Here is a 22013-nt window from a genome sequence, read left to right as displayed (position 1 = left end):
GGTCTGGTCATGCGCGGCCGATTGTGGGGTCTGCGGCCTGGGCGCAGGCGTTATAAAACACGTCCCTGCCTCTCATTGCTCCCCCACGCCCATGAACGCCTGCGCCCCCCAAGACATGCTGCAACCCCTGGCCATCGACGTGGTGTCGGTGCAGTCCCAGGTCGTCTACGGCCGCGTTGGCAACAACGTGGCCATGCCCACGCTGCAGGCGCTGGGGCTGGCGGCGGCGGCCGTGCCCACGGTGGTGTTCAGCAACACGCCGCACTATCCCAGCATCCACGGCGGAGCAATTGCCGCCGAGTGGTTTGCGGGCTATCTGCAGGACCTGGGCGCGCGCGGCGGGCTGCGGCAGTTGCAGGCCGTGCTGGCCGGCTACCTGGGCGGGCCGGCCCAGGCCACGCTGCTGGCGGACTGGGTTGCCGGCCTGCTGGCGCAGCGGCCCGGCCTGCGCGTGGTGGTGGACCCGGTGATCGGCGACCACGACAGCGGCATCTATGTGGACCCCGCCATGGTCGAGGCCTACCAGCGCCACCTGCTGCCGCTGGCCGACGGGCTGACACCCAACCATTTCGAGCTGGAGCGGCTGACCGCGCGCCCTGTGCGCGGCATGGACGATGTGGTCCAGGCCGCGCGCAGCCTGCTCAAGGGACGCACGCAGTGGGTGGCCGTGACCAGCGCATCGCCCGAGCTGGACGGCGAGCCTGCCCAGCGCATGCGCGTGGCCCTGGTCACGCGCGATGACGTGCACGTGATCACCCACGCGCGGGTGGATGCGGTGCCCAAGGGAACGGGCGATCTGTTCAGTGCCGCGCTCACCGGCCACTGGCTGCAGGGCGCCAGCCTGCACGAGGCGGCCGAGCGTGCCTGCGAACGCATCGTGCAGGCGCTGGAGCGCACCCGGCAGGCGCACAGCGCCGAGCTGCTGCTGCCATCGGACCCTGTCGCCGGCCAGGCAGCGGCCGGGCCGGCAGCACGGGCACAAGCGATACCATCGCCCGCATGAACAATGCATCGCCTCTTCTTTCCCTGACGATTCTTACCGGCGCCTCGCGCGGCATGGGCCTGGCCATGGCCCGGCAACTGCTCGATGCCGGCCATGAACTGGTCACGCTGTCGCGCTCCACCAGCGAAGACCTGGCCCAGGCGGCCGCCACGGCGGGCGCGCCACTGCAGCAGTGGAGCGTGGACCTGGGCGAGCCCGAGGCCGCGGCCCGCAGGCTGGGCGACTGGTTGGCCGGCCTGGACGCCGCGCGCTACGCCAGCGTCACCCTGATCAACAACGCGGGCGTGATTCCGCAGATTGCACCGCTGTCGCAGCTGCAGCCCGCCGACATTGCCCAGGCCATGCGCGTGGGGCTGGAGGCGCCCATGCTGCTGACGGCCGCCTTCCTGGCCGCCACCGAGGGCTGGACGGCCGTGCCGCGCAAGGTGCTCAACATTTCTTCGGGCCTGGGCCGGCGCGCCATTGCCTCGCAGGCCTCCTACTGCGCGGCCAAGGCCGGCATGGACCATTTCAGCCGCAGCGTGGCGCTGGACGAGGCGCTCAAGCCCCACGGCGCGCGCATCTGCTCGCTGGCGCCCGGCGTCATCGACACCGACATGCAGGTGCAGCTGCGCAGCGCGGATACAGCCGCCTTCCCCGATGCAGGCAACTTCGCCCAACTCAAGGAGGGCGGCAAGCTGTCCACGCCCGACCAGGCGGCAGCGCTGGTGCTGGGCTGGCTGCAGCGTGCCGATTTTGGCGAGCAGGTGGTGGCCGACGTGCGCCAGCCCTGAGCATTTTCCGGATGGCAGCTTCAATGCGGCGATGAATATCCGGCAATGGAAAAGGCATCGCCGCACTGACCTGAATAATCAAAATACCCGCCCTGGAAAATGTTCTGCAAGAATTACCGATTGCAGGCAGCATTTTCCGTATCCAACCTGAGCATTCGCTTGAAAATCGTCATCTGGCAAAGGATGACGTTTTTCATCTGCGTTTGCCAGTCCTGCATTTCCAATCCTCCTACAGCGGCGTCTATTGCGACTGGCAAGAATGGGGCACTCAACTCCAAGAAAGTCGGCCATGTCCATTGCCTATTCCGAATCCGCGCCCCTGGCTGAAGCGCCAGTGGTCAACACGGTCGCCACCGTAGATACCTCACGCAGCGGCGTTTCATGGGCCGCGATATTTGCCGGCGCCATGGCGGCGGCATCGCTGTCGCTGCTGCTGTTCATTCTGGGCACAGGCCTGGGCCTGTCGTCGGTGTCGGTATGGTCCGGTGAAGGCCTGGATGCAGGCGCCCTGGGCCTGACGGCCGTGGCATGGATCGCCTTCACCCAGCTGGCCTCGGCCGGCGTGGGCGGCTATCTGGCCGGGCGGCTGCGCACACGCTGGCAAGGCGTGCACACGGACGAGGTCTACTTCCGCGATACGGCCCACGGCTTTCTGTCCTGGGCACTGGCCACGCTGGCCATGGTGGCCCTGATGGGCGCCGCTGCAGGCGGTGCCGTCTCCGGCGCCTTCAAGGCAGCGCAGACTGTGGCCACCAGCGCCTCCAACGTGGTGGGCGGCGCGATCGGCGCCGCCGGCGGTGCAGCTGCAGGCGGTGCCGCAGCCATGGCCGGTGCCTCGGGCGCCGATGCCTCGCCCCAGGGCCTGGTCTACTGGACCGGCAGCCTGTTCCGCAATTCAGGCGCCGCTACCTCCACCAGCAATGCCACCCCCGCCGACCTGGCCAGCGCCACCCGCGAGGCCGGCGTGATCTTTGCCCAGTCGCTGCGCACCGGCCAGCTGTCTCCCGCAGACGAGCAATACCTGGCCCAGCTGATTGCGCGCAATTCCGATATGTCCGTGGAAGATGCGCAAAAGAAAGTGCGTAGCACCTTTGATTCCGTGCAAATGCAGATAAAGCAGGCCGAGCAAAAGGCTGAAGAAGCCAAGCAAAAGGCCAAGCAGGCAGCCGAAGAGGCGCGCAAGGCCACGGCCCATTCCATGCTCTGGCTGTTTGTTTCCCTGATGCTGGGCGCTTTTGTGGGCAGCCTGTGCGCCACGTGGGGTGGCCGCCAACGCGATGCCATTTGATTTTGCATCGCAGTCAACACCATCCAACCACTCATTGAACGGAGGCCATTCATGCGATCCATACTGCTTTTTCTTCTGGGCGTGCCCATTCCCATCATCATTTTGATTGCATTGATGTTCTGAAGGAGCGCCGCATGCCCGCACCGCGCCGCAGCCACCCGGTCACACAGCAGCCGCGGCGGGCTGCTGCGGCCGGCGGGCAGGACAAGGCTGCCGCTTCGCTAGCGGCCTACCGGCAAAAGCGCGACTTCACGCGCACACCGGAACCTTCGGCAGAACCTTCCAGTGAAGCGATTGCAGGGCAGCCCGGCGCGGGCGCCCTGCAATTCGTCATTCAAAAGCACTGGGCCAGCCACCTGCACTACGACTTTCGGCTGGAGCTGGAAGGCAGCATGAAGAGCTGGGCCGTGCCCAAGGGTCCCAGCTACGACCCGGCCGACAAGCGCATGGCCGTCCAGGTGGAAGACCACCCCATGGCCTACAACCGCTTCGAGGGCCAGATTCCACCGGGACAGTATGGCGCGGGCAAAGTCATCATCTGGGACCGTGGCACCTGGCTGCCCGAGGGCGATGCGGCAGAAGGCTATCGCAAGGGCAAGCTCAAGTTCGAACTGCGCGGCCACAAGCTGCAGGGCCGCTGGACCCTGGTGCGCATGCGCGGCAAGGACGACGCCAAAAAGCCCGCCTGGCTGCTGATCAAGGAGCACGACGGCCTGGAACGTGCTGCCAGCGAATTCAACGTGGTCGAGGACATGCCCGACAGCGTGGCCGGCCTTCCCGTGCCCACCGCCACAGCGCCCGTCACCACGCCCGTCGCTACGCACGTCGCCGCGCCCATGCCACAGAGCATCGCCCCGCAGCTGGCAACCTTGGTGGACCATGCACCTGCAGATGCCGGGCAATGGATCTTCGAGAGCAAGTTCGACGGCTACCGGCTGCTGGCGCGCATCGAGGACGGCGCCGTTCGCCTTTTCACACGCAACGGCAAGGACTGGACCACCAAAATGCCCGCCCTGGCCCGCGCCTTTGCCGCACTGCCCCTGCAATCGGGCTGGGTGGATGGCGAGGTGCTGCTGCTGGACAGCGACAGCCGCCCTGACTTCCAGGCCCTGCAAAACGCCTTTGACGGCGAGCGCACCGACCACCTGGTGTTCTTCGCGTTTGACCTGCTGTGGCAGGACGGCCAGGACCTGCGGCCCCAGCCCGTGGAGCAGCGCCGCCAGCAGTTGCAGGCCCTGCTGCACAAGGCGCCTTCGGACCGCCTTCGCTTCAGCGAGGCCTTTGACGCCCCGCCCGCCGACCTGGTGGCCGCCGCCTGCCAGCTGGGCCTGGAGGGCGTGATCGGCAAGCGGCGCGGCAGCGCCTATGCCTCGCGGCGCAGTGCCGACTGGATCAAGCTCAAGTGCGGCCTGCGCCAGGAATTCGTGATCGCGGGCTACACCGATCCCCAGGGCACGCGCACGGGCCTGGGCGCCCTGGTCCTGGCCGTGCATGGCGAGGACGGCCAGCTGCGCGCGGCAGGCAAGGTGGGCACGGGGTTCAACAGGCGCACCCTGGCCGACCTGCGCCAGCGCCTGGAGCGCCTTGCCACCGGCATCTCGCCGCTGGCGGACAGCCGGGGCCTTGGCAGCGGGGTGCACTGGGTGCGCCCCACGCTGCTGGCCGAGGTCTCGTTCGCGCAGTGGACCGAGGACGGCCAGGTCCGCCATGCCGTATTCCAGGGCCTGCGTGCGGACAAGCCTGCACGCAGCATTGTCAAAGAGGAGCCACAGCACGTGCCATCGACCGCATCTTCCGCCAGCGCTGCAGCCACGCATGGCGCCGCACGAACGCAAACCCGCCATGCCAGGGCGGCGCGACTGCCCGCCTCGATGACCATCACCCATCCCGAGCGGGTCATCGATCCCTCCACCGGCATCACCAAGATGGATCTGGCGCGCTACTACGCCACGGTGGCGCCCTTCATGATCACCCACCTCAAGTCCCGGCCCGTGGCCATGGTGCGGGCGCCGGACGGCATCGAGGGCGAGCTGTTCTTCCAAAAGCACCTCGACCAGGCGCCGCTGCAGGGCATCGCCGCCCTGTCGCCGCAACTGGACCCCGGCCATGCCCCGCTGATGGAGGTGTCCCGGCGCGAAGGCCTGGTGGCGGCGGCGCAGATGAACACCATCGAATGGCACACCTGGAACGCGCGCAAGGACCGCATCGACCGGCCTGACCGCATGACCTTCGACCTGGACCCGGGCGAAGGCGTGCCCTGGCAGCAGGTGCAGGAGGCCGCCAGCCTGCTGCATGTGCTGCTGCAGGAGCTGGAGCTGCCGGCCTTCCTCAAGACCAGCGGCGGCAAGGGCCTGCACGTGGTCGTGCCCATCAAGCGGCTGCTGGACTGGGACACCGTCAAGGCCTTCTCGCAGGCCGTGGTCCAGCACCTGGCCCATGCCGTGCCCCAGCGCTTCGTGGCCAAAAGCGGGCCGCGCAACCGCGTGGGAAAGATTTTTGTGGACTACCTGCGCAACGGCTTCGGCGCCACAACGGCCTGCGCGTGGACGGCCCGGGCGCGGCCGGGCATGGGCATCTCCGTGCCCGTGGCCTGGAACGAGCTGGACAGGCTCACGGGCGGCGCGCACTGGACCATTCGCTCGGTAGACCAGCGCCTGCGCCTGGGCAACTCCCCCTGGGAGCACTACGGCACGGCCGCCGTGGGCCTGGGCCGCGCCATGAAGGCGCTGGGCTTCGAGGCGCAGCGTTGAGCACCGTCCTGCAGGGATCGAAGAAAGCACCGCCATGAAGAAAGCCGCCTCCCCCAAATCCAGCCCGTCCACCTCCGCGCGCAGCATGTGGAAGGGTGCCATCAGCTTTGGCCTGGTGCACATTCCCATCGGCCTGTACGCGGCCACGGCCAGCTCGGACATCGACTTCGACTGGCTGGACAAGCGCAACATGCAGCCCGTCGGCTACAAGCGCATCAACAAGGTCACGGGCAAGGAGGTGGCCACGGCCGACATCGTCAAGGGCGTGGAATTCGAGGAGGGCCGCTACGTGGTGCTGAGCGCTGAAGAGATTGCCGCCGCCTTTCCCAAGACCACGCAGACCATCGAGATCGAGGCCTTTGTCGATGCCCAGGACATCCCCTTCATCTACCTGGAACGCCCCTACTACACCGCCCCCCTGCACCGTGGCGAGAAGGTCTACGCCCTGCTGCGCGAGGCCCTGCGCAAGAGCAACAAGGTGGGTGTGGCCAAGGTGGTCATCCAGACCAAGCAGCACCTGGCCATCCTGATTCCCTGCGGCCGGGCGCTGGTGCTCAACCTGCTGCGCTGGGGCGGCGAGATCCGCTCCTTCGAGCAGCTGGACCTGCCGCCGCTGGACGCCAAGGCCGCCGGCATCAAGAGCGCCGAGATGACCATGGCCATGGCTCTCATCAAGGACATGAGCCAGGCCTGGGACGCCGACCAGTTCCGCAACTCCTTCAGCGAGGAAATCCACCAGCTCGTGCAGGCCAAGGCGCATGCGGGCGATGTCCAAAACGTGGAAAAACAGGAGACCACACCCGCCGCGCCGGCCAACGCGGCCGTGCTGGACCTGACGGCCCTGCTCAAGAACAGCCTGGGCAAGGGCGCAGGCGGACCATCCGCCACCGCAGCCAAGGAAAAAAATACCGCGTCAACGGTAAAAAATGCAAAGACCCCAGCGCCCAGAAAATCGACAAAATCCACAAAAACCCCGGCCAGGGCCCCTGCAAAACGCCCCGCCGCCAAATAACCCCATATTTGGCCTGGCTGCATTTTTTACAAAAGAAATTTCATTATAAGAAATACATCCATTTGTACCGACAAAATGGAACAAGACCACTCCATAGCAAATTCCAATGCTTTACCAAAAGTAATCTTCCAAATATCCTACAAGCCAGCCATTTTCACGGTCGCACAATGAAATTGCAGTGATGACGGCATCGCTGTTTACTTAAGGAGTACGGAAATGACGCAACAGACCAACAACCCTCAAGGCAACACGGCCAGCAACCAGCAAAACGACAAGAACAAGCAGCAGCAGCAACAGAACAATCCGGGGCAGCAGCAGCAAAGCAATCCCAACAACCCGAACAATCCCAACCAACAGCAGCAACAGAGCAATCCCCAGCGCAACCAACCAGGGGAACAGCAAAAGCAGGGCAGCCATCAGCAGCGTTAAGCTGCCGATAGCGTGAACTGGCAAAGGGCCCCCTGGGCCCTTTTTTTATCCCCAGAGCTTTGCTGACGATGCCCTTTGGTTCAGCCAATCGCCTCTTTCAATAATTATTGCCTCATACAACAGGCCATCCTCTTTCTTTCAAGGAGTAAATCGTGGCTAAGAAATCCCCTGGTGAAAAGAAATCGTCCCAGCAATCCCCCACAGGCCATGGCGGAGAATTACAGCAACAGGCCGACGGACAGCACCCCGGATTGACCACGCAGCAAGGCATTCCGGTTCCTGATAATCAGAACTCTCTCACCGCCTGGGAAAAAGGCCCTACGCTGCTGGAAGATTTCATCCTGCGCGAGAAAATCACGCATTTCGACCATGAGCGCATTCCAGAGCGAATCGTCCATGCACGCGGCACAGGCGCCCACGGTTATTTCCAGCTGACAGATTCGCTGGAGCAATACACCACCGCAAAGGTCCTGACCGAAACCGGCAAGCAAGTGCCGATCTTTGTGCGCTTTTCCACCGTGGCCGGTGGAGCAGGCTCGGTGGACACCCCGCGCGATGTGCGCGGCTTTGCCATCAAGTTCTATACCGAAGAGGGCAACTGGGATCTGGTGGGCAACAACATCCCGGTCTTCTTCATCCAGGATGCCATGAAGTTTCCCGACCTGGTCCATGCCGTGAAGATGGAACCCGACCGGGGCTTTCCGCAGGCCGCCAGCGCGCACGACACGTTCTGGGACTTCATCTCCCTCATGCCCGAGTCCATGCACATGGTCATGTGGATCATGAGCGACCGCACCATTGCACGCAGCCTGCGCATGATCGAGGGCTTTGGCGTGCACAGCTTCCGGCTGGTCAATGCCCAGGGTGAAAGCACCTTCGTGAAATTCCACTGGCGGCCCGAGCTGGGCATCCAGTCCACGGTCTGGGACGAGGCCCTCAAGCTGCAGGCCGCAGACAACGACTACCACCGCCGCGACCTGTTCGAGGCCATCGAGGCGGGCGACTACCCAGCCTGGGAGCTGTGCGTGCAGCTGTTCTCGCAGGAGCAGGCAGACGCCCTGCCCTACGACCACCTGGACCCCACCAAGCTCATCCCCGAAGAGGAAATTCCGCTGCGCAAGATCGGCCGCTTCGTGCTGGACCGCTGGCCCGACAACTTCTTCGCCGAGACCGAGCAGGTGGCCTTCTGCCCGGTCAATATCCCGCCGGGCATCGATTTCAGCAACGACCCGCTGCTGCAGGGCCGCCTGTTCTCGTACCTGGACACCCAGCTGTCGCGCCTGGGCGGGCCCAACTTCACGCAGCTGCCCATCAACGCGCCCAAATGCCCGTTCGCCCACCACCAGCGCGACGGCCACATGCAGACCGAGGTGCCCAAGGGCCGCGTGGCCTATGAGCCCTCCAGCCTGCAGGCCGACAGCCCGCGCGCCTCGGCCGCCCGCGGCTTGCGGCACTTTGCCCAGCCCGCGCAGGAGGGCGCCAAGGGCCGCATCCGCCCCGAGAGCTTTGCCGACCACTACAGCCAGGCGCGCATGTTCTACCAAAGCCAGAGCGCGCAGGAGCAGGCCCACATCGCCAGCGCCCTGGTGTTCGAGCTGTCCAAGGTACAGACGCCGCATGTGCGCCTGGCCGTGGTCGGCCACCTGCAGGTGATAGACGCCGACCTGGCAAAGCGCGTGGCCGACGGCCTGGGCCTGCCCCAGTTGCCGCCTGCCGCCAAGCCTGCCGTGCCCCCGCAAAAGCTGCCTCCCAGCCCGGCCACGCGCATCATCGACCGCATGAAGCCCACCTTGCAGGGCCGCTGCGTTGCCATCCTGGTGGATGAAGGCTCCAGCGCCCGGCACATTGCCGCCTTCCACCAGGCGCTGGTGGCGCAAAAGGCCAGCGTGAAGATCATTGCGCCCAAGATCGGCGGCGCCACGCTGGACGACGGCAGCCACCTGCCGGCCGACGGCCAGCTGGCCGGATCGCCATCCGCGCAGTTCGATGCCGTGGTGTCCATCATCACGCTGGAGCGCGGCCAGGCGCTGGCCCATGAGGCAGCCGCGCAGGACTGGTTCCGCGACGCCTTCGGCCACCTCAAGGCCATTGCCGCCTGCAAGGCCACGCAGCACATCATGAAGACGGCCGGCATCACACCGGACGAGGGCGTGTTCCCCATCGACACGCCCGAGCCCTTCATCGAAGGCGCCAAGAAGCGCTTCTGGGCCCGCGAAGCGAAGTTGAGAACGCTGGCCTGACCACCCGCCCCGGCGTGCGCCACATCATTGCCACCAGATGGCACCGCGCCGGACTTCAACCAACCTTGTACCCGGGCCATTTACCTCGGGTCCAGGCATGGCGCTTGCCACGGCAACACCAAGGCCGGCCCGGCCTGCCACCCCTACAGGAGCAACTTCCCATGATCACTTCGGTACCTGCCCCCCCTGTCACTCCACCCATTGCGCCCCCCGTCAACCCGCCGCCCACCGAGCCGCTGGTTCCCCCCGTGGGCGACCCGCCACCGGCCCCGGCACCTTCGCCCTACTCCGACCCGCCCATTGCCCCGCCGCCACCGCCGCCGCAGGGGGTGCACTGAGCTCCGCGCCAGCCAGGGGCAGGGCAGCGAACGCAGACGGCCCCGGCCCTGCCCTGACCTATGTGAACGACCGCATGCCCGGCTGGCGACGCGTGCGGCGCGGCAAGGGCTTTTCCTACGTGGCACAGGACGGCAAGCCCGTGCGCGATGCCCAGGCGCTGGCGCGCATCCGCAAACTCGCCATTCCACCGGCCTATGTGGATGTCTGGATCTGCCCCGATGCACAGGGCCACCTGCAGGCCACGGGCCGCGATGCCCGGGGCCGCAAGCAGTACCGCTACCACCCGCAGTGGCAGGAACAGCGCAAGCAGGTCAAGTTCGACCGCATGCGCTCCTTTGGCCGCCACCTGCCCGCCATCCGTCGGGCGGTGGCGCGCGACCTCAAGCCTGGCCGGCCGCAGCTGGACACCGTGGTGGCCGCCATCGTCTGGCTGCTGGACTGCACGGCCCTGCGCATAGGCAATGACGAGTATTCCGAGAGCAATGGCTCCTACGGCCTCACCACGCTCAGAAACCGCCATGCCCAGGTGCACGCGGGTGAGCTGACGCTGAGCTTCAAGGGCAAGAGTGGCGTGCTGCAGCAGGCCCGCGTGTCCGACCGGGCCGTGGCCCGCATCGTCAAGCGCTGCCAGGAGCTGCCGGGCCAGCGGCTGTTCCAGTTCATCGACGATGAAGGCGAAGTCCACCATGTGCGATCCGAGCATGTGAACGACTACATCCGCAGAATTTGCGGCAAGGCTGCGGCCCATGGGGCTGATGCCGGAGATACCTCAGACGGCCCGGATTTCAGTGCCAAGGATTTCCGCACCTGGCATGCCAGCGTGTACGCGCTGGAACTGGCGCTGACCGCAGGCAAGGCAGCGCCGCAAGAAGGCGCAGGCACCAGTGCGGCGGCGTTGAACGCTCTGGTCACGCAGGTCGCCCGGCGCCTGGGCAATACCTGTGCGGTTTGCCGCAAGTTCTACATCCATCCCCAGGTGCTGGCCCTGTGCGAGCAACCTGGGCAGGACACTCCCACCGCACCGGACAGGCGTCCGCGCGGACTGAGCGCCAAGGAATGCCTGTTCCTGGGGCTGCTGCAGCCCCGCAGTGGCCGGCACGCCAGTCGCCAGCCGCCTCCCTGATCCCGCCTCCCGCACGCCCGGCAAACACTGTGCCTGTGGACTGACAAAGACGCCTGCATGCTCGCCCTTAAACTGGCCGATCATGAAATTTTGTCAAAACGCGTTGCGGCGAGGACCCCTGGAGGCCATGCAATGAACCACGTGCTGATCGTCGATGACGATGCGGATTCCGCAGCGACCATGCGCGAACTCGTGGGCGTGGACCGCTTCTCGGTCGCCGTGGCCCACACCCTGCGCGACGCGCGCCGGCAGATGGCCATGCAGCCGCCCAGCCTGGTGCTGCTGGACCTGCAGCTGCCCGATGGCAACGGCATGGACCTTTTTGGCGACCAGCAGGTGCCGCAGGACTCGCAGATCGTGCTGGTGACCGGCCACGCCAGCCTGGACTCCTCCATCGAGGCCCTGCGCCGTGGCGCCATGGACTACCTGGTCAAGCCCGTGGGCATCGGGCGGCTGGAGGACATTCTTTCGCGCTTTCTGATCCCCACGGCCGGCCTGCCGGAGACGGGCACCAGCACCGTCACGGGCGCGGCCTTCGACCAGATCACCCCGCAAGACAGGCCAGGCGCCACGCCCGGCGCCGGCTACTGCGCGCAGGAAGGGCGCTTTGGCCGGCTGTGGGGCGGCTCGGCCCCCATGCAGCGGCTGTACCAGCAGATGGAGCGCGTGGCGGGTACTTCGGTCACGGTCTTTCTGACGGGCGAAAGCGGCACCGGCAAGGAAGTCGTTGCACAGACCCTGCATGAGCTGAGCCAGCGGCGCAGCCGGCCCTTCCTGGCGGTCAACTGCGGGGCCATTTCTCCGCACCTGATCGAAAGCGAGATCTTTGGCCACGAAAAGGGAAGCTTCACCGGCGCCGACCGCCAGCACCAGGGCTTTTTCGAGCGCGCGGCCACGGGCACGCTGTTTCTGGACGAAATCACGGAAATGTCGATGGAGCTGCAGGTCAAGCTGCTGCGCGTGCTGGAGACCGGGCGCTTCATGCGCGTGGGCTCCACCCAGACGCTGCAGACGGATGTGCGCGTGATCGCCGCCACCAACCGCTGCCCCTACGAGGCCGTGGCCAGCGGCAAGCTGCGCGAAGACCTGCTGTACCGCCTGAACGTCTTCCCCATCGAGCTGCCGCCGCTGCGCGAGCGCCTGACCGACGTTCCGCTGCTTGCGCAGCATTTCATGGAGGCCATCTCCCAGCGCGAGGGCCAGGCCAAGCAATTCACGGCATCGGCCCTCAAGCAGCTTGCGCAATACAGCTGGCCCGGCAATGTGCGCGAGTTGCGCAATGCCGTGCAGCGCGCCTATGTGATGGAGCCCGGCCCGCTGGTGGGCCAGGAATGGCTGCCCCGGCCGCCCGTGGCCATTGCCCAGCAGCCGGCCCCGGTGCATCCGGCCGCCCACGCCCTGCACCTGCCGCAAGTGCCGCAAACGCCACATATGCCGCAGGCGGGGTCCATGCCAATGAGCGCGCCATTGACCACGCCATTGACTGCGCCCACCCCCCCCACCATCACAGCGCATGCGCCCGCCGACCACGCCCATGCAGCCGCCACCTACGACCTGCCAGACACGGAGCCGGCCACCATACAGCTGCCCATCGGCATGACGATGGCGCAGGCCGAGCGGCTGCTCATCCAGGCCACGCTCAAGCAGTGCAAGTACCAGAAGGAACGCACGGCGGCCGTGCTCGGCATCAGCCTCAAGACCCTGTACAACCGGCTCAGGGACTATGCGGGCGGCAAAAAGGGCGAAACGGACGCCGAGCCCGGCTGACACCCGCCGGCAGGCACGCTGCTTGCCACCTTGCTTTCACCTTCGTGCAACCAAGGACAAGCCCATGGACTCCTCTCCTCCCCGCGCCTACGGTGTCTTCAAGCCCGTGGGCCACATGGTGGTCTCGTTTCCCACAGCTGCGCAGGCCGATGACGGCGTGGCCGCGCTGCAGGCGCTGGACCTGCCCGCCCAGGACATCCAGCGCTATACCGACCGGGAAATGCTGGCCCAGATCGATGAAGACCTGCGCCAGGCCAGCCCCGTTGCCGCCGTGGGCCAGGAGCTCAACCTGGTCAAGGCCCACCAGGCCCTGGCCGAACGCGGCTACCACTGGCTGGTGGTACGCGTGGACAACGACGAGGACGCACGCACGGCCGCCGATGCCCTGAAGGCCGCCGGCGCCGAGCGCGCCCAACTCTATGGCCGCTTCATCATCGAGGAATTGATAGAGCACGCCGCCGACCTGCCCCAGGTCAGCGAGTCGCCCGACCGGGGCCTGGATGCCCAGACGCCTTCGGGCCATGAGGCGGAGCGTGCAGAGATTCGCCCTGCCTCGGACCAGGACACCGCCCCTGACAAGCCGAGGCTCTGAACGGCCTGCAGGAGCCGGGCACGCCGATTGCCCTTGACCACCAACCGTAACTTTTTCTCAAGGGCAATGCCATGGACTTCCTCATCTGGCTCATGGTGGGTGGCCTGATCGGCTGGATTACCAGCATGGTCACGAACACCCAGGCCGAGCAGGGCATTTTGCTCAACGTGGTCATAGGCGCCATTGGCGCACTGTTGGGCGGCTGGCTGCTGGCGCCGATGCTGGGGCCTTCGGCCATGAATGCGCAGACGGAGGCGCCGGCCACCTCCATGTCCATCTTCGTCTCTCTGGCCTGCGCCGTTGCGCTGCTGGCCATCTTCAACCTGTGCAAGCGGAGCGTGCCGCGCTGAAACCGGCCAGGCAGCCTGTCAGTCCAGCCTTTGCGCCAAGCAGTCCTGCGCCGCCATGGCCACGCGCGGCAGCACCAGTGAGACCGCCAGGCAGCGGCCATGCTCACCCTTGGCCCGCACCACGCCACCGCGCTCCAGGCACAGGCGGCGCGCCAGGCTCAGGCCGCAGGTGGCGTCCGCATCGGCATCGTTCAATGGAGTGAAGACAGGCGGCGGATCCTGCCTTTCCACACTTTCCAGCCGTGGCGCGCCCGCCTCGCCGGAGCCGGTGCTGGCGGCGCCCGCCCCGTGGGCCAGGGCCTCGATGCGGATCTCCACCAGCGCATTCCCGCGAGAAGCTGCGGCCTGGGCCTGGGCCAGGTCCTCTGACAGGGGCCGGGCGGCCATGTGCACCTGCGCGCCATCGGTCATCGCTTCGCGGATGGCAAGAAAAATACTGATCAGCGCCAGCTCCAGCTCATCCGGGTCCACATGCACGCCCAATCGCGGCGCCGGCTGGCCGGGCTGACTGGCCTCGGCAGGCTCCGCCACCTCCAGCGCCATGCGCTTGCCCAGCACCACGGCCAGCGTGCCCTGCAGGCCGGGCAGCCAGCGGTACAGGTCCACCACCAGCGCATGCGTGCAATGGCGCGCCCCAAAACGCAGCAGTTGCTGCGTGAGGCGGCTGGCCGTGTCCACCGAGCGCAGCATGGCCTGGGCGGGCAGGCGCAGGCCCGGGTCCTCGGAGCGCCGCTCTATCAGATAGGCGCTGTTGCTCAGAATGCCCAGCTGGTTGTTGAACTCATGGGAAAACCGGCCTGCCAGCCGCCCCACCACCTGCAGGCGTTCGCTCTGGAGACGGGCAGCGGCCTCTTCGAGGCCGGCAGCGTCCACCGCAGCGCCATCGGGCCGGCCGGCATCACCGCCGCCCTGGCCCTGGCCATGGTCTTGCGCATTGCCGCCCATTGCCGGCAACACCAGGGCCGCGCTGCCCCGCAGCGCCAGCCGCGCCAATCCCAGGCCCGCCACCGCAAACAAAACGATGGCCACCCAGATCACCCCCTTCAGGGGCCGGGAGCATGCGGGGTCCAGCGCAGAACAGGGGACCCAGCTCACCCAGGTCCAGCCCTGGGCGGACTTGCTGAAGAAGGCCCGCAGCGGCCCGCCCTGCGCATCTGGCAGATCCAGCCAGCCCTGCGAAGCGTCCTGCCCTGCGCCCTGCCCTGCGCTTTGCTCTGCGCCTTGCCCCGCACTTTTCACGCCGGGCGCAGCCTGCGCCAGGCTGGCCGCCAGCCGTTCGCTGAAATCGGCGGGCAAGGCAGGCAGGTCGGCTGCCGCGCCGGGCCCGGCCGGCAGGGCGCGGCCTGTGCTGTCCACCAGAAAGCCGGGCCAGCCGGAGTCCAGCAAGGGCCGCAAGGCCGCCAGCACCTGGTCGGCGCCGGCCGTGCGCGGCTCCTTGTCCAGCAAATGGGCCACGGCCATGCTGCTGACGCGCGCGGCCTGCTCCTGCGCCGCATGCTCGGATTGGTAGGCGCGCAACAGCAGCCAGGACGAGGCCGCCAGTACAAAGACCAGCAAGGCCAGCAGCAGCAGGACCAACCTCAGGCGTATGGACATGGGATCTTCGGGCAGGGCATCACGCGGCGCCTCCCGTGGAACGGAATTTTGGGCCCCCGGGGGCGGGACCGTGTGGAAGCTGGTGGACTGGTACATGGCAAAGTTTGCAGAAAACCTTGCGCCCAAACGGCAATTTCTGCCGTGGACGCCATGACCGGCCCCGCTGTTCCAGAACCGATCCCCCGCAGCGGCGGCAAAACCCTGGGCCCCGTGCCGCCTGCGCAGGGAGACCACAGCAGGTTTCGTGCCCAAAGTGTATCCAGACGATTCGCCGCCCGCATGGCGGCATGGAGCTTGCGTCTTCGGGTCATCGCACCAAGGAGATGAAATGGGTTCCATGCACCTCAGGGCGGACATACGCCAGTCCCAGACGCTTTCTCCCCGCCTGCAGCTTGCAGTGCGGATGCTGCAGATGTCCTCGCTGGACTTTGCCGCCGTGGTGCGCAGCAAGCTGGAGGACAACCCGTTCCTGGAAGACCCGCAAGATGCGCAGGACGGCGAGTACGAACAGGGGCTGCTCGACGGCAAGGAGCTGGGTGAAGAGGACCGGGAAGGCGGCATGGGCAGGCTGGCCCCGGAGGCAGGCCTGGCCCCGGACACGGGCATGGATGACGGCATCGGCATGGGCATCGGTCTGGACATGGACCGCGATCTCCCCGGCATGCAGCACCCGCCCGACCCGGCCGACCACCTGCCCGGCCCCGCCACCGAACCCGCCGACGACCGCGACCTGTGGCTGGCCGACATGCATACCGGCGCGCGCCAGGGGGTGGATGGAGAAGGCACCGCCATGGATCTGGCGGCCTGCGAGACCACGCTGGCCATGCACCTGCACGGCCAGCTCAATGTGATGACGATGACGCCGCGCGACCTGTGCATGGCCCGCGCCATCGTGGAGTCGCTGGACGACGACGGCTATCTGCGCACCGACCTGCAGGAGCTGGCCGGCCTGCTGGCCCTCACCCCCGCACCTGACGCGCAGGAAATGCTCATTGCCCTGCGCCTGGTGCAATCGCTGGACCCGGCCGGCGTGGCCGCCCGCAGCGTGGGCGAATGCCTGTTGCTGCAATGCCCGCAGATCGGCGATGCCCACCTGCGCCAGCTGGCCCAGGCCATGGTGCAGGACCACATGGATGCGCTGGCCGCCCGCGACGTGCCCCGGCTGGCCCGGGCGCTGCAGGTGCCACCCGCGCAGATCACGCAGGCGCTGGACTGCATACGTCGGCTGAACCCCAGGCCGGGCTGGAACTTCGGCTCCTCCCACGTGGACTACATCGTTCCCGACGTGATCGTGCGCCGGGGCCAGAACGGCTGGGACGTGCACCTCAACCCCGCGGTCGTGCCGCGCGTGCGCCTGAACCGCGTCTACGAGCAGCTGTTTCAGCGCCACCGCCGCAGCGGCCAGAACCAACTGGCCGACCACCTGCAGGATGCGCGCTGGACGGTGCGCAACGTGGAGCAGCGCTTTTCCACCATCCTCGACGTGGCGCAGGCCATCGTGCGCAAGCAGCAGCTGTTCCTGGAGTTCGGCGCCATGGCCATGAAGCCGCTGGTGCTGCGCGAGATTGCCGAGGAAGTGGGCGTGCACGAGTCCACCGTCTCGCGCGTGACCAACAACAAATACATGGCCACGCCCACGGGCGTGTTCGAGCTCAAGCATTTCTTCTCGCGCCCCATGCTCAGCGCCAGCGGCAATGCCTGCTCGGCCACGGCCATCCGCGAGCTGATCGGCGACATCATCGCGGCCGAGTCCGATGCCCGGCCGCTGTCGGATGTTGAAATCGCACGCCAGCTCGGTGCCCAGGGCCTGGTCGTGGCGCGCCGCACCGTCACCAAATACCGCCAGCTGCTGCGCATAGAACCGGCCGACCGGCGCAGGCGCCACGCCTGAAACCTGGCGTGGTGGCAAGCGGCGTGCCTGTCCAAAAGCCTGTCCGGCCCGTCCTGCCAAGCCCCACCGCCGTGCAGCGGCTTGTCGCTCCCGCAGGGCATGCCTTGTCCGACAGTTGCAGGCCGCCGCCCGGCCTAAGGTGAAAGCTCATGGACTGAAGGAGCCCGCCATGGACAACTCACCCCGCCGAATGCATGCCCCCCTCGAACGCCAGCGCAGCGAGAACAACCACATCCGCGACGGACGCTGGCCCCTGCGCATTGGCGCACTCACCGCCGCCGTCGCACTGATCCTGGTGCTGATGTTCAACTTCATGGCCCCCAAGGGCCGGCTGGATGCGCCCAGCGCCACTGGAGCGACTGGAACGCCTTCGCCCTCACCGTCTCCCGCGACACAGTCCGTGTCGCCGCCCGCGCCTTCCGCCGCGCCGCAGCAGGCTGATCCGGCCACGACGCCTGCCCCCACCTCCACGCCTGCGCGCTGAGCCGGCATCCACCGCTCATCACCACACACCCCCAAAAGGACACGCACCATGAATCACCCTCTGCCCCACGCACCCAATATTCCCCAGGTGCCGACCACGCCCAACGACCCAGTGGCCCCCGATGATCCCAACCGCCAGCCCGGCCGCCCGCGCGGGCCCGAGCCCATCGACCCGCCCACCACGGCGCCGCCCATCGAGCTGCCACCGTCCCCGGAGCAGGAACAGACGCGCAAGGGAGAGTGACATGCCACAAGGTGACAAATCGGCCTATACCGATAAGCAAAAGCGCCAGGCTCGGCATATCGAAGACAGCTACGAGTCGCGCGGCGTGGGCCACGAAGAAGCTGAAAAGCGCGCCTGGGCCACCGTGAACAGGCAAAGCGGCGGCGGCAAGCTGTCGGGCTCGGGCCGGGGCAGGCAAGCGGGCCAGTCCAAGTCAAAATAACCGCGACTGCGGCCAGGCCCGAGACCCGAGACCCGCAATTGCCGTGGGAGAAAGTGTGAACTCAGAAGACAGTTTTCGATTCCTGCCGCAGCGCGGCGAAATGCCGGCACGCGTGCGTTCCCACGACTGGGCGGCCACGCCCCTGGGATCGCCGGATGGCTGGCCGCAGAACCTGCGCAATGCCGTGAGCCTGGCGCTGGGCTCGCGCTTTCCCATCACCATCTGGTGGGGCGAAGACTTCCGCCTGATCTACAACGATGGCTATATCCCCTTCCTGGGAACCAGCAAGCACCCCCAGGCGCTGGGCCAGGCCGGCGCGCACTGCTGGAGCGAGATCTGGAGCGATATCGGCCCCATGCTGGAAGGCGTGATGCGTACCGGCGAGGCCACCTGGTCCACCGACGCCCGCTACTTCTTCGACCGCGACCTGCCCCAGGAAGAGGTCTTCGTGACCTTCACCTACGGCCCCATCCTGGCCGATGACGGCGTCACCGTGCAGGGCGTGTTCTGCCCCTGCACCGAGACCACGGAAAAAATCGTCAGCCGCAGGCGCCTGGAGACGCTGCACCGCCTGGGCATACGCACGCTGGACATGCACAACGCCAGGGACGCCGCCCAGAAAGTCTGCGCCGTGCTGGACGAGAACCCCTACGACGTGCCCTTCGCCATCATCTACGAATGCGTGGACACCCCTGCCGCGGGCAGCGCAGGCGCCAGCGGCCCGGCCTTCAGGATGCTCTGCGCCACGGGCATGGATATGGACATGGAGCTGGCGGCCGACCCCTCGCGCTGGCCGCTGGACCGGGCCGTGCAATCCGATCCATCGGACCGAACGGACCAGGCGCATCAGGCGGCCCAGCCGGGCCAGCCCGCCAATGTGGAACTGGCGTCCTTGGGCCTGTCCCTGCCCGGCGGCCCCTGGCCCGAGGTCTCGCGTCTGGCGCGCATCGTGCCTGTGCGCTGGTCGGGCGACGGCCAGGTCTCGGGCGTGATGGTGCTGGGCGTCAGCCCGCGCCGTCCGCTGGATGTGGACTATTGCGCCTTCCTCGACATGGTGGCAAGCCACACGGGCAGCGTGGTCGCGCACGCCCAGGCCTACGAGCAGGAAGCGCGGCGCGCCAAGGCCCTGGCCGAGGTGGACCACGCCAAGACCGTGTTCTTCTCCAACGTCAGCCACGAGCTGCGCACCCCGCTGACGCTGATCCTGGGCCCGCTGGAAGATGCCCTGCGCGAGCACGGCGGCCAGGTGCCGGCCGGGCAGACGCAGATGATCCACCGCAACGCGCTGCGCCTGCAAAAACTGGTCAACGCCCTGCTGGACTTCTCGCGCATCGAGGCCGGGCGCATGCAGGCCAGCTACGAGCCCACGGACCTGGCCCGCACCACGGCCGAGCTGGCCAGCATGTTCCGCTCGGCCGTGGAGCAAGCCGGCCTGCGGCTGCGCGTGGATTGCCCGCCGCTGGACGGACCGGTCCATGTGGACCGCGACATGTACGAAAAAATCGTGCTCAACCTGCTGTCCAACGCCTTCAAGTTCACGCTGCAAGGCGAAATCGCAGTGGCGCTGCGCGATGTGCGCGATGTGCAAGATGCGCACAATGCGCACGGCGCGGGGGGGGCCGATGGTGCGGTGGAGCTGTCCGTCACCGACACCGGATCGGGCATTGCGCCCCAGCACCTGCCCCATCTCTTCCAGCGTTTCCACCGCATTCCCGGCAAGCCGGCCCGCACGCACGAGGGCACGGGCATCGGCCTGGCCATGGTGCAGGAGCTGGCGCGGCTGCATGGCGGCACCGTCACGGTCAGCAGCACGGAGGGCGAAGGCAGCCGCTTTACCGTGCGCCTGCCCAGGGGGCATGCGCATCTTCCGGCCGAGCACCGGCCCGCGCGCCCGCCTGCATCGCACCCGCAGGTGGATGAGGCCCTGCGCTGGCTGCCCGGCGAGCCCGCCCCGGTTGCCAGCGACGAAGCCAGGCCCATGCAGCGGGACATGCACGGTGGTGCCCTGCCCCCGCGTGCCCGCATCGTCTGCGCCGATGACAACGCCGACATGCGCAGCTACATCGGCCAGTTGCTGGAGCCGCTGTATGACGTGGAGATCGTGGGCGATGGCCGCGCCGCGCTGGCCAGCATCCACCGCCAGCGGCCCGACCTGGTGCTGGCCGACGTGATGATGCCCGTGCTCGACGGCTTCGAGCTGCTGCATGCGCTGCGCAGTGACGAGACCACGCGCGCCATTCCCGTCATCATGCTGTCCGCGCGGGCCGGCCAGGAGGCCCAGGTCGAAGGCCTGCGCGCGGGCGCGGACGACTACCTGGTCAAGCCCTTTTCGGCGCGCGAGTTGCTGGCGCGCATCGCATCGCTGCTGCAGCTGGTGCGTGTGCGCGAACAGGTCCACGCCGCCGTGCAGGCCAACGAGAAAAAGCTGCGCGCCATCATCGACCAGATGCCTGCGGGCGTGGGCGTCTCCGACATGAGCGGCACCATGGTATTGAGCAATGCGCTCATGGACCGCTTCGTGCCGCGCGCCATTCCGTCCACCCTGGCGGACCGCCTGCCGCGCTGGAAGGGATGGGATGACAAGGGCCAGCCCATTGCCCCCGAGAACTGGCCCGGCAAGCGCGCGCTGCGCGGCGAAGTGGTCATGCCGGGTCTGGAGATGCTGCACACCGACGACGATGGCCGCGAATGGTGGATGCGCGTCAGCTGCGCGCCGCTGCGCGATGACGACGGCCAGCTCATAGGCACCTGCTCCGTCATACAGGACATCACCGAACTCAAACAGGCCGAGTACCACCTCAAGGAAGCCGACCGACGCAAGGACGAATTCCTGGCCACGCTGGCGCATGAGCTGCGCAATCCGCTGGCGCCCATCAGCCACGGCCTGCAAATCCTCAAGCGCACCGCCAGCGGCGACGACAGCGTGCGCCACAGCCACGAGATGCTGGAGCGCCAGGTCAACCACATGATCCGCATGGTGGACGACTTGCTGGAGGTCTCGCGCATCACCACGGGCAAGGTCCAGTTGCGCAAGGAACTGGTGGATCTGAACGATGTGCTGCAAGGCGTGGTGGCGGCCAGCGGCGCGGTCATGGAGGCAGGCAGCCACCAGTTGCGCCTGGAGCTGCCCGCCGCGCCCGTATCGCTGCTGGCCGACCCGATGCGGCTGGCGCAGATGGTCTCCAACCTGCTCAACAATGCCGCCAAGTACTCGCACTCCGGCGGCCACATCGTTCTGTCCGCCTGGACCGATGGCGCGCAGGCCGTGGTCTCGGTACGCGACAACGGCATCGGCATCCCGCCCGCCCTGCTGGGCAAGGTGTTCGATCTGTTCATGCAGGTGGACCGCAACGGCCGCCGTGGGCAGGGCGGCCTGGGCATCGGGCTGACCCTGGTGCGCAGCCTGGTCGAGATGCACGGCGGCAGCGTGCAGGCGCTCAGCGGAGGCAAGGGCCAGGGCAGCGAATTCAGGCTGCACCTGCCCCTGCCCACCCAGGCGCAGCCCCTGGCGGGACAGGCACCAAATGCCCAGCCCGAGGATGCAACGGCCTTCGGCCGCATCCTGGTGGTCGATGACAACATCGACGCCGCCGACACCCTGGCCATGCTGCTCAGGCTGCTGGGCGCCGAAGTCGAGATTGCCCGCGACGGCCCCGGCGCCCTGGCCATGCACGCGGCGTTCAGGCCCGAAGTGGTGCTGCTGGACATCGGCCTGCCCGGCATGGACGGCCTGGAGGTCGCCCGCCGCATCCGTGCCGAGCACGGCCGCGACCAGGTCGTGCTGATCGCGCTCACGGGCTGGGGGCAGGAGGAGGACCTGAGACGATCGCGGGAAGCCGGCATGGACCACCACCTGGTCAAACCCGTGAGCTTCGACACGCTCGAGCGTCTGCTGGCGGGCCTGCGTCCCCTGCCGTGAGGACTGCTTTTT

At 67.3% G+C, this 22013-nt stretch carries 19 protein-coding genes; 17 read left to right on the top strand and 2 right to left on the bottom strand.

The window, feature by feature from the left end; all coding sequences use genetic code 11:
- Positions 1-91: 91 nt before the first annotated feature.
- Together pdxK and LGR64_RS08840 are read left to right on the top strand one after the other, a co-directional pair.
- Positions 92-1003 (top strand): pyridoxine/pyridoxal/pyridoxamine kinase, encoded by a 912-nt coding sequence (pdxK, locus tag LGR64_RS08845; RefSeq protein ID WP_230355270.1) that lies wholly within the window; start codon positions 92-94, stop codon positions 1001-1003.
- On the top strand, positions 1000-1776 hold the full coding sequence (locus tag LGR64_RS08840) for an SDR family NAD(P)-dependent oxidoreductase (protein WP_230355269.1): 777 nt from the start codon (positions 1000-1002) through the stop codon (positions 1774-1776). The genes pdxK and LGR64_RS08840 overlap by 4 nt, the downstream gene beginning before the upstream one ends.
- A gap of 78 nt (positions 1777-1854) precedes the next feature.
- On the opposite strand, the gene LGR64_RS08835 is transcribed toward LGR64_RS08840, so the two are convergent.
- Positions 1855-2067 (bottom strand): hypothetical protein, encoded by a 213-nt coding sequence (locus tag LGR64_RS08835; RefSeq protein WP_185750922.1) that lies wholly within the window; start codon positions 2065-2067, stop codon positions 1855-1857.
- On the opposite strand from LGR64_RS08835, the gene LGR64_RS08830 reads away from it, so the two are divergent.
- From LGR64_RS08830 to LGR64_RS08785, 10 genes are all read left to right on the top strand, one after another.
- Positions 2066-3064, top strand: a complete 999-nt coding sequence (locus tag LGR64_RS08830) for a hypothetical protein (RefSeq protein WP_141831531.1) — start codon at positions 2066-2068, stop codon at positions 3062-3064. The genes LGR64_RS08835 and LGR64_RS08830 overlap by 2 nt on opposite strands.
- 134 nt (positions 3065-3198) lie before the next feature.
- Entirely contained in the window at positions 3199-5814 is a 2616-nt protein-coding gene (gene ligD / locus LGR64_RS08825) for a DNA ligase D (RefSeq protein ID WP_141831529.1), read from the top strand.
- A gap of 34 nt (positions 5815-5848) precedes the next feature.
- Positions 5849-6826 carry a non-homologous end joining protein Ku gene (ku, locus tag LGR64_RS08820; RefSeq protein WP_097202078.1) on the top strand — a complete coding sequence of 326 codons (978 nt, stop codon included), beginning with the start codon at positions 5849-5851 and terminating at the stop codon, positions 6824-6826.
- 216 nt (positions 6827-7042) lie between these two features.
- On the top strand, positions 7043-7255 hold the full coding sequence (locus tag LGR64_RS08815) for a hypothetical protein (RefSeq protein ID WP_012206144.1): 213 nt from the start codon (positions 7043-7045) through the stop codon (positions 7253-7255).
- 152 nt (positions 7256-7407) lie between these two features.
- On the top strand, positions 7408-9495 hold the full coding sequence (locus tag LGR64_RS08810) for a catalase (RefSeq protein WP_230355268.1): 2088 nt from the start codon (positions 7408-7410) through the stop codon (positions 9493-9495).
- Between the two features lie 161 nt (positions 9496-9656).
- Positions 9657-9833, top strand: coding sequence for a hypothetical protein (locus tag LGR64_RS08805; RefSeq protein ID WP_185750921.1), 177 nt, complete (start codon positions 9657-9659; stop codon positions 9831-9833).
- A 74-nt stretch (positions 9834-9907) separates the two neighbouring features.
- Positions 9908-10957 (top strand): DNA topoisomerase IB, encoded by a 1050-nt coding sequence (locus tag LGR64_RS08800; protein WP_141831527.1) that lies wholly within the window; start codon positions 9908-9910, stop codon positions 10955-10957.
- A 132-nt stretch (positions 10958-11089) separates the two neighbouring features.
- Entirely contained in the window at positions 11090-12724 is a 1635-nt protein-coding gene (locus LGR64_RS08795) for a sigma-54-dependent transcriptional regulator (protein ID WP_141831525.1), read from the top strand.
- A gap of 64 nt (positions 12725-12788) precedes the next feature.
- A complete protein-coding gene (locus LGR64_RS08790) occupies positions 12789-13316 on the top strand; it encodes a hypothetical protein (RefSeq protein ID WP_096916632.1) in 528 nt (175 codons plus the stop codon).
- Positions 13317-13387: 71 nt separating this feature from the next.
- On the top strand, positions 13388-13666 hold the full coding sequence (locus LGR64_RS08785; protein ID WP_013801923.1) for a GlsB/YeaQ/YmgE family stress response membrane protein: 279 nt from the start codon (positions 13388-13390) through the stop codon (positions 13664-13666).
- A gap of 18 nt (positions 13667-13684) precedes the next feature.
- On the opposite strand, the gene LGR64_RS08780 is transcribed toward LGR64_RS08785, so the two are convergent.
- On the bottom strand, positions 13685-15262 hold the full coding sequence (locus tag LGR64_RS08780; RefSeq protein WP_230355267.1) for a hypothetical protein: 1578 nt from the start codon (positions 15260-15262) through the stop codon (positions 13685-13687).
- A 328-nt stretch (positions 15263-15590) separates the two neighbouring features.
- Between LGR64_RS08780 and rpoN the strand changes: the two genes are divergently transcribed.
- The 5 genes from rpoN (at position 15591) to LGR64_RS08755 (ending at position 22001) form a co-directional block, all read left to right on the top strand.
- Complete coding sequence (gene rpoN / locus LGR64_RS08775; protein WP_034394922.1) at positions 15591-17153, top strand: RNA polymerase factor sigma-54; 1563 nt, start codon at positions 15591-15593, stop codon at positions 17151-17153.
- Between the two features lie 169 nt (positions 17154-17322).
- Positions 17323-17637, top strand: coding sequence for a hypothetical protein (locus LGR64_RS08770; protein WP_034394925.1), 315 nt, complete (start codon positions 17323-17325; stop codon positions 17635-17637).
- Positions 17638-17685: 48 nt separating this feature from the next.
- On the top strand, positions 17686-17880 hold the full coding sequence (locus tag LGR64_RS08765) for a hypothetical protein (protein WP_012206153.1): 195 nt from the start codon (positions 17686-17688) through the stop codon (positions 17878-17880).
- Position 17881: 1 nt separating this feature from the next.
- Positions 17882-18082, top strand: coding sequence for a hypothetical protein (locus LGR64_RS08760; RefSeq protein WP_013801919.1), 201 nt, complete (start codon positions 17882-17884; stop codon positions 18080-18082).
- Positions 18083-18137: 55 nt separating this feature from the next.
- On the top strand, positions 18138-22001 hold the full coding sequence (locus tag LGR64_RS08755) for an ATP-binding protein (protein ID WP_230355266.1): 3864 nt from the start codon (positions 18138-18140) through the stop codon (positions 21999-22001).
- Positions 22002-22013 lie beyond the last annotated feature (12 nt).

It is taken from the genome of Delftia sp. Lp-1, from assembly GCF_020523835.1.
Taxonomy (GTDB): Bacteria; Pseudomonadota; Gammaproteobacteria; order Burkholderiales; family Burkholderiaceae_C; genus Comamonas; species Comamonas acidovorans.
Note: the sequence above shows the minus strand (reverse complement) of the source record. Positions and strands in the feature narration are given on the sequence as shown.

Excerpts from the sequence above, each read along its gene's own strand:
- pdxK (WP_230355270.1), top strand. The coding sequence starts at position 92 with ATGAACGCCTGCGCCCCCCAAGACATGCTGCAACCCCTGGCCATCGAC.
- LGR64_RS08840 (WP_230355269.1), top strand. The coding sequence starts at position 1,000 with ATGAACAATGCATCGCCTCTTCTTTCCCTGACGATTCTTACCGGCGCC.
- LGR64_RS08830 (WP_141831531.1), top strand. The coding sequence starts at position 2,066 with ATGTCCATTGCCTATTCCGAATCCGCGCCCCTGGCTGAAGCGCCAGTG.
- LGR64_RS08835 (WP_185750922.1), bottom strand. The coding sequence starts at position 2,067 with ATGGCCGACTTTCTTGGAGTTGAGTGCCCCATTCTTGCCAGTCGCAAT.
- ligD (WP_141831529.1), top strand. The coding sequence starts at position 3,199 with ATGCCCGCACCGCGCCGCAGCCACCCGGTCACACAGCAGCCGCGGCGG.
- ku (WP_097202078.1), top strand. The coding sequence starts at position 5,849 with ATGAAGAAAGCCGCCTCCCCCAAATCCAGCCCGTCCACCTCCGCGCGC.
- LGR64_RS08815 (WP_012206144.1), top strand. The coding sequence starts at position 7,043 with ATGACGCAACAGACCAACAACCCTCAAGGCAACACGGCCAGCAACCAG.
- LGR64_RS08805 (WP_185750921.1), top strand. The coding sequence starts at position 9,657 with ATGATCACTTCGGTACCTGCCCCCCCTGTCACTCCACCCATTGCGCCC.
- LGR64_RS08800 (WP_141831527.1), top strand. The coding sequence starts at position 9,908 with ATGCCCGGCTGGCGACGCGTGCGGCGCGGCAAGGGCTTTTCCTACGTG.
- LGR64_RS08795 (WP_141831525.1), top strand. The coding sequence starts at position 11,090 with ATGAACCACGTGCTGATCGTCGATGACGATGCGGATTCCGCAGCGACC.
- LGR64_RS08790 (WP_096916632.1), top strand. The coding sequence starts at position 12,789 with ATGGACTCCTCTCCTCCCCGCGCCTACGGTGTCTTCAAGCCCGTGGGC.
- LGR64_RS08785 (WP_013801923.1), top strand. The coding sequence starts at position 13,388 with ATGGACTTCCTCATCTGGCTCATGGTGGGTGGCCTGATCGGCTGGATT.
- LGR64_RS08780 (WP_230355267.1), bottom strand. The coding sequence starts at position 15,262 with ATGTCCATACGCCTGAGGTTGGTCCTGCTGCTGCTGGCCTTGCTGGTC.
- rpoN (WP_034394922.1), top strand. The coding sequence starts at position 15,591 with ATGGGTTCCATGCACCTCAGGGCGGACATACGCCAGTCCCAGACGCTT.
- LGR64_RS08770 (WP_034394925.1), top strand. The coding sequence starts at position 17,323 with ATGGACAACTCACCCCGCCGAATGCATGCCCCCCTCGAACGCCAGCGC.
- LGR64_RS08765 (WP_012206153.1), top strand. The coding sequence starts at position 17,686 with ATGAATCACCCTCTGCCCCACGCACCCAATATTCCCCAGGTGCCGACC.
- LGR64_RS08760 (WP_013801919.1), top strand. The coding sequence starts at position 17,882 with ATGCCACAAGGTGACAAATCGGCCTATACCGATAAGCAAAAGCGCCAG.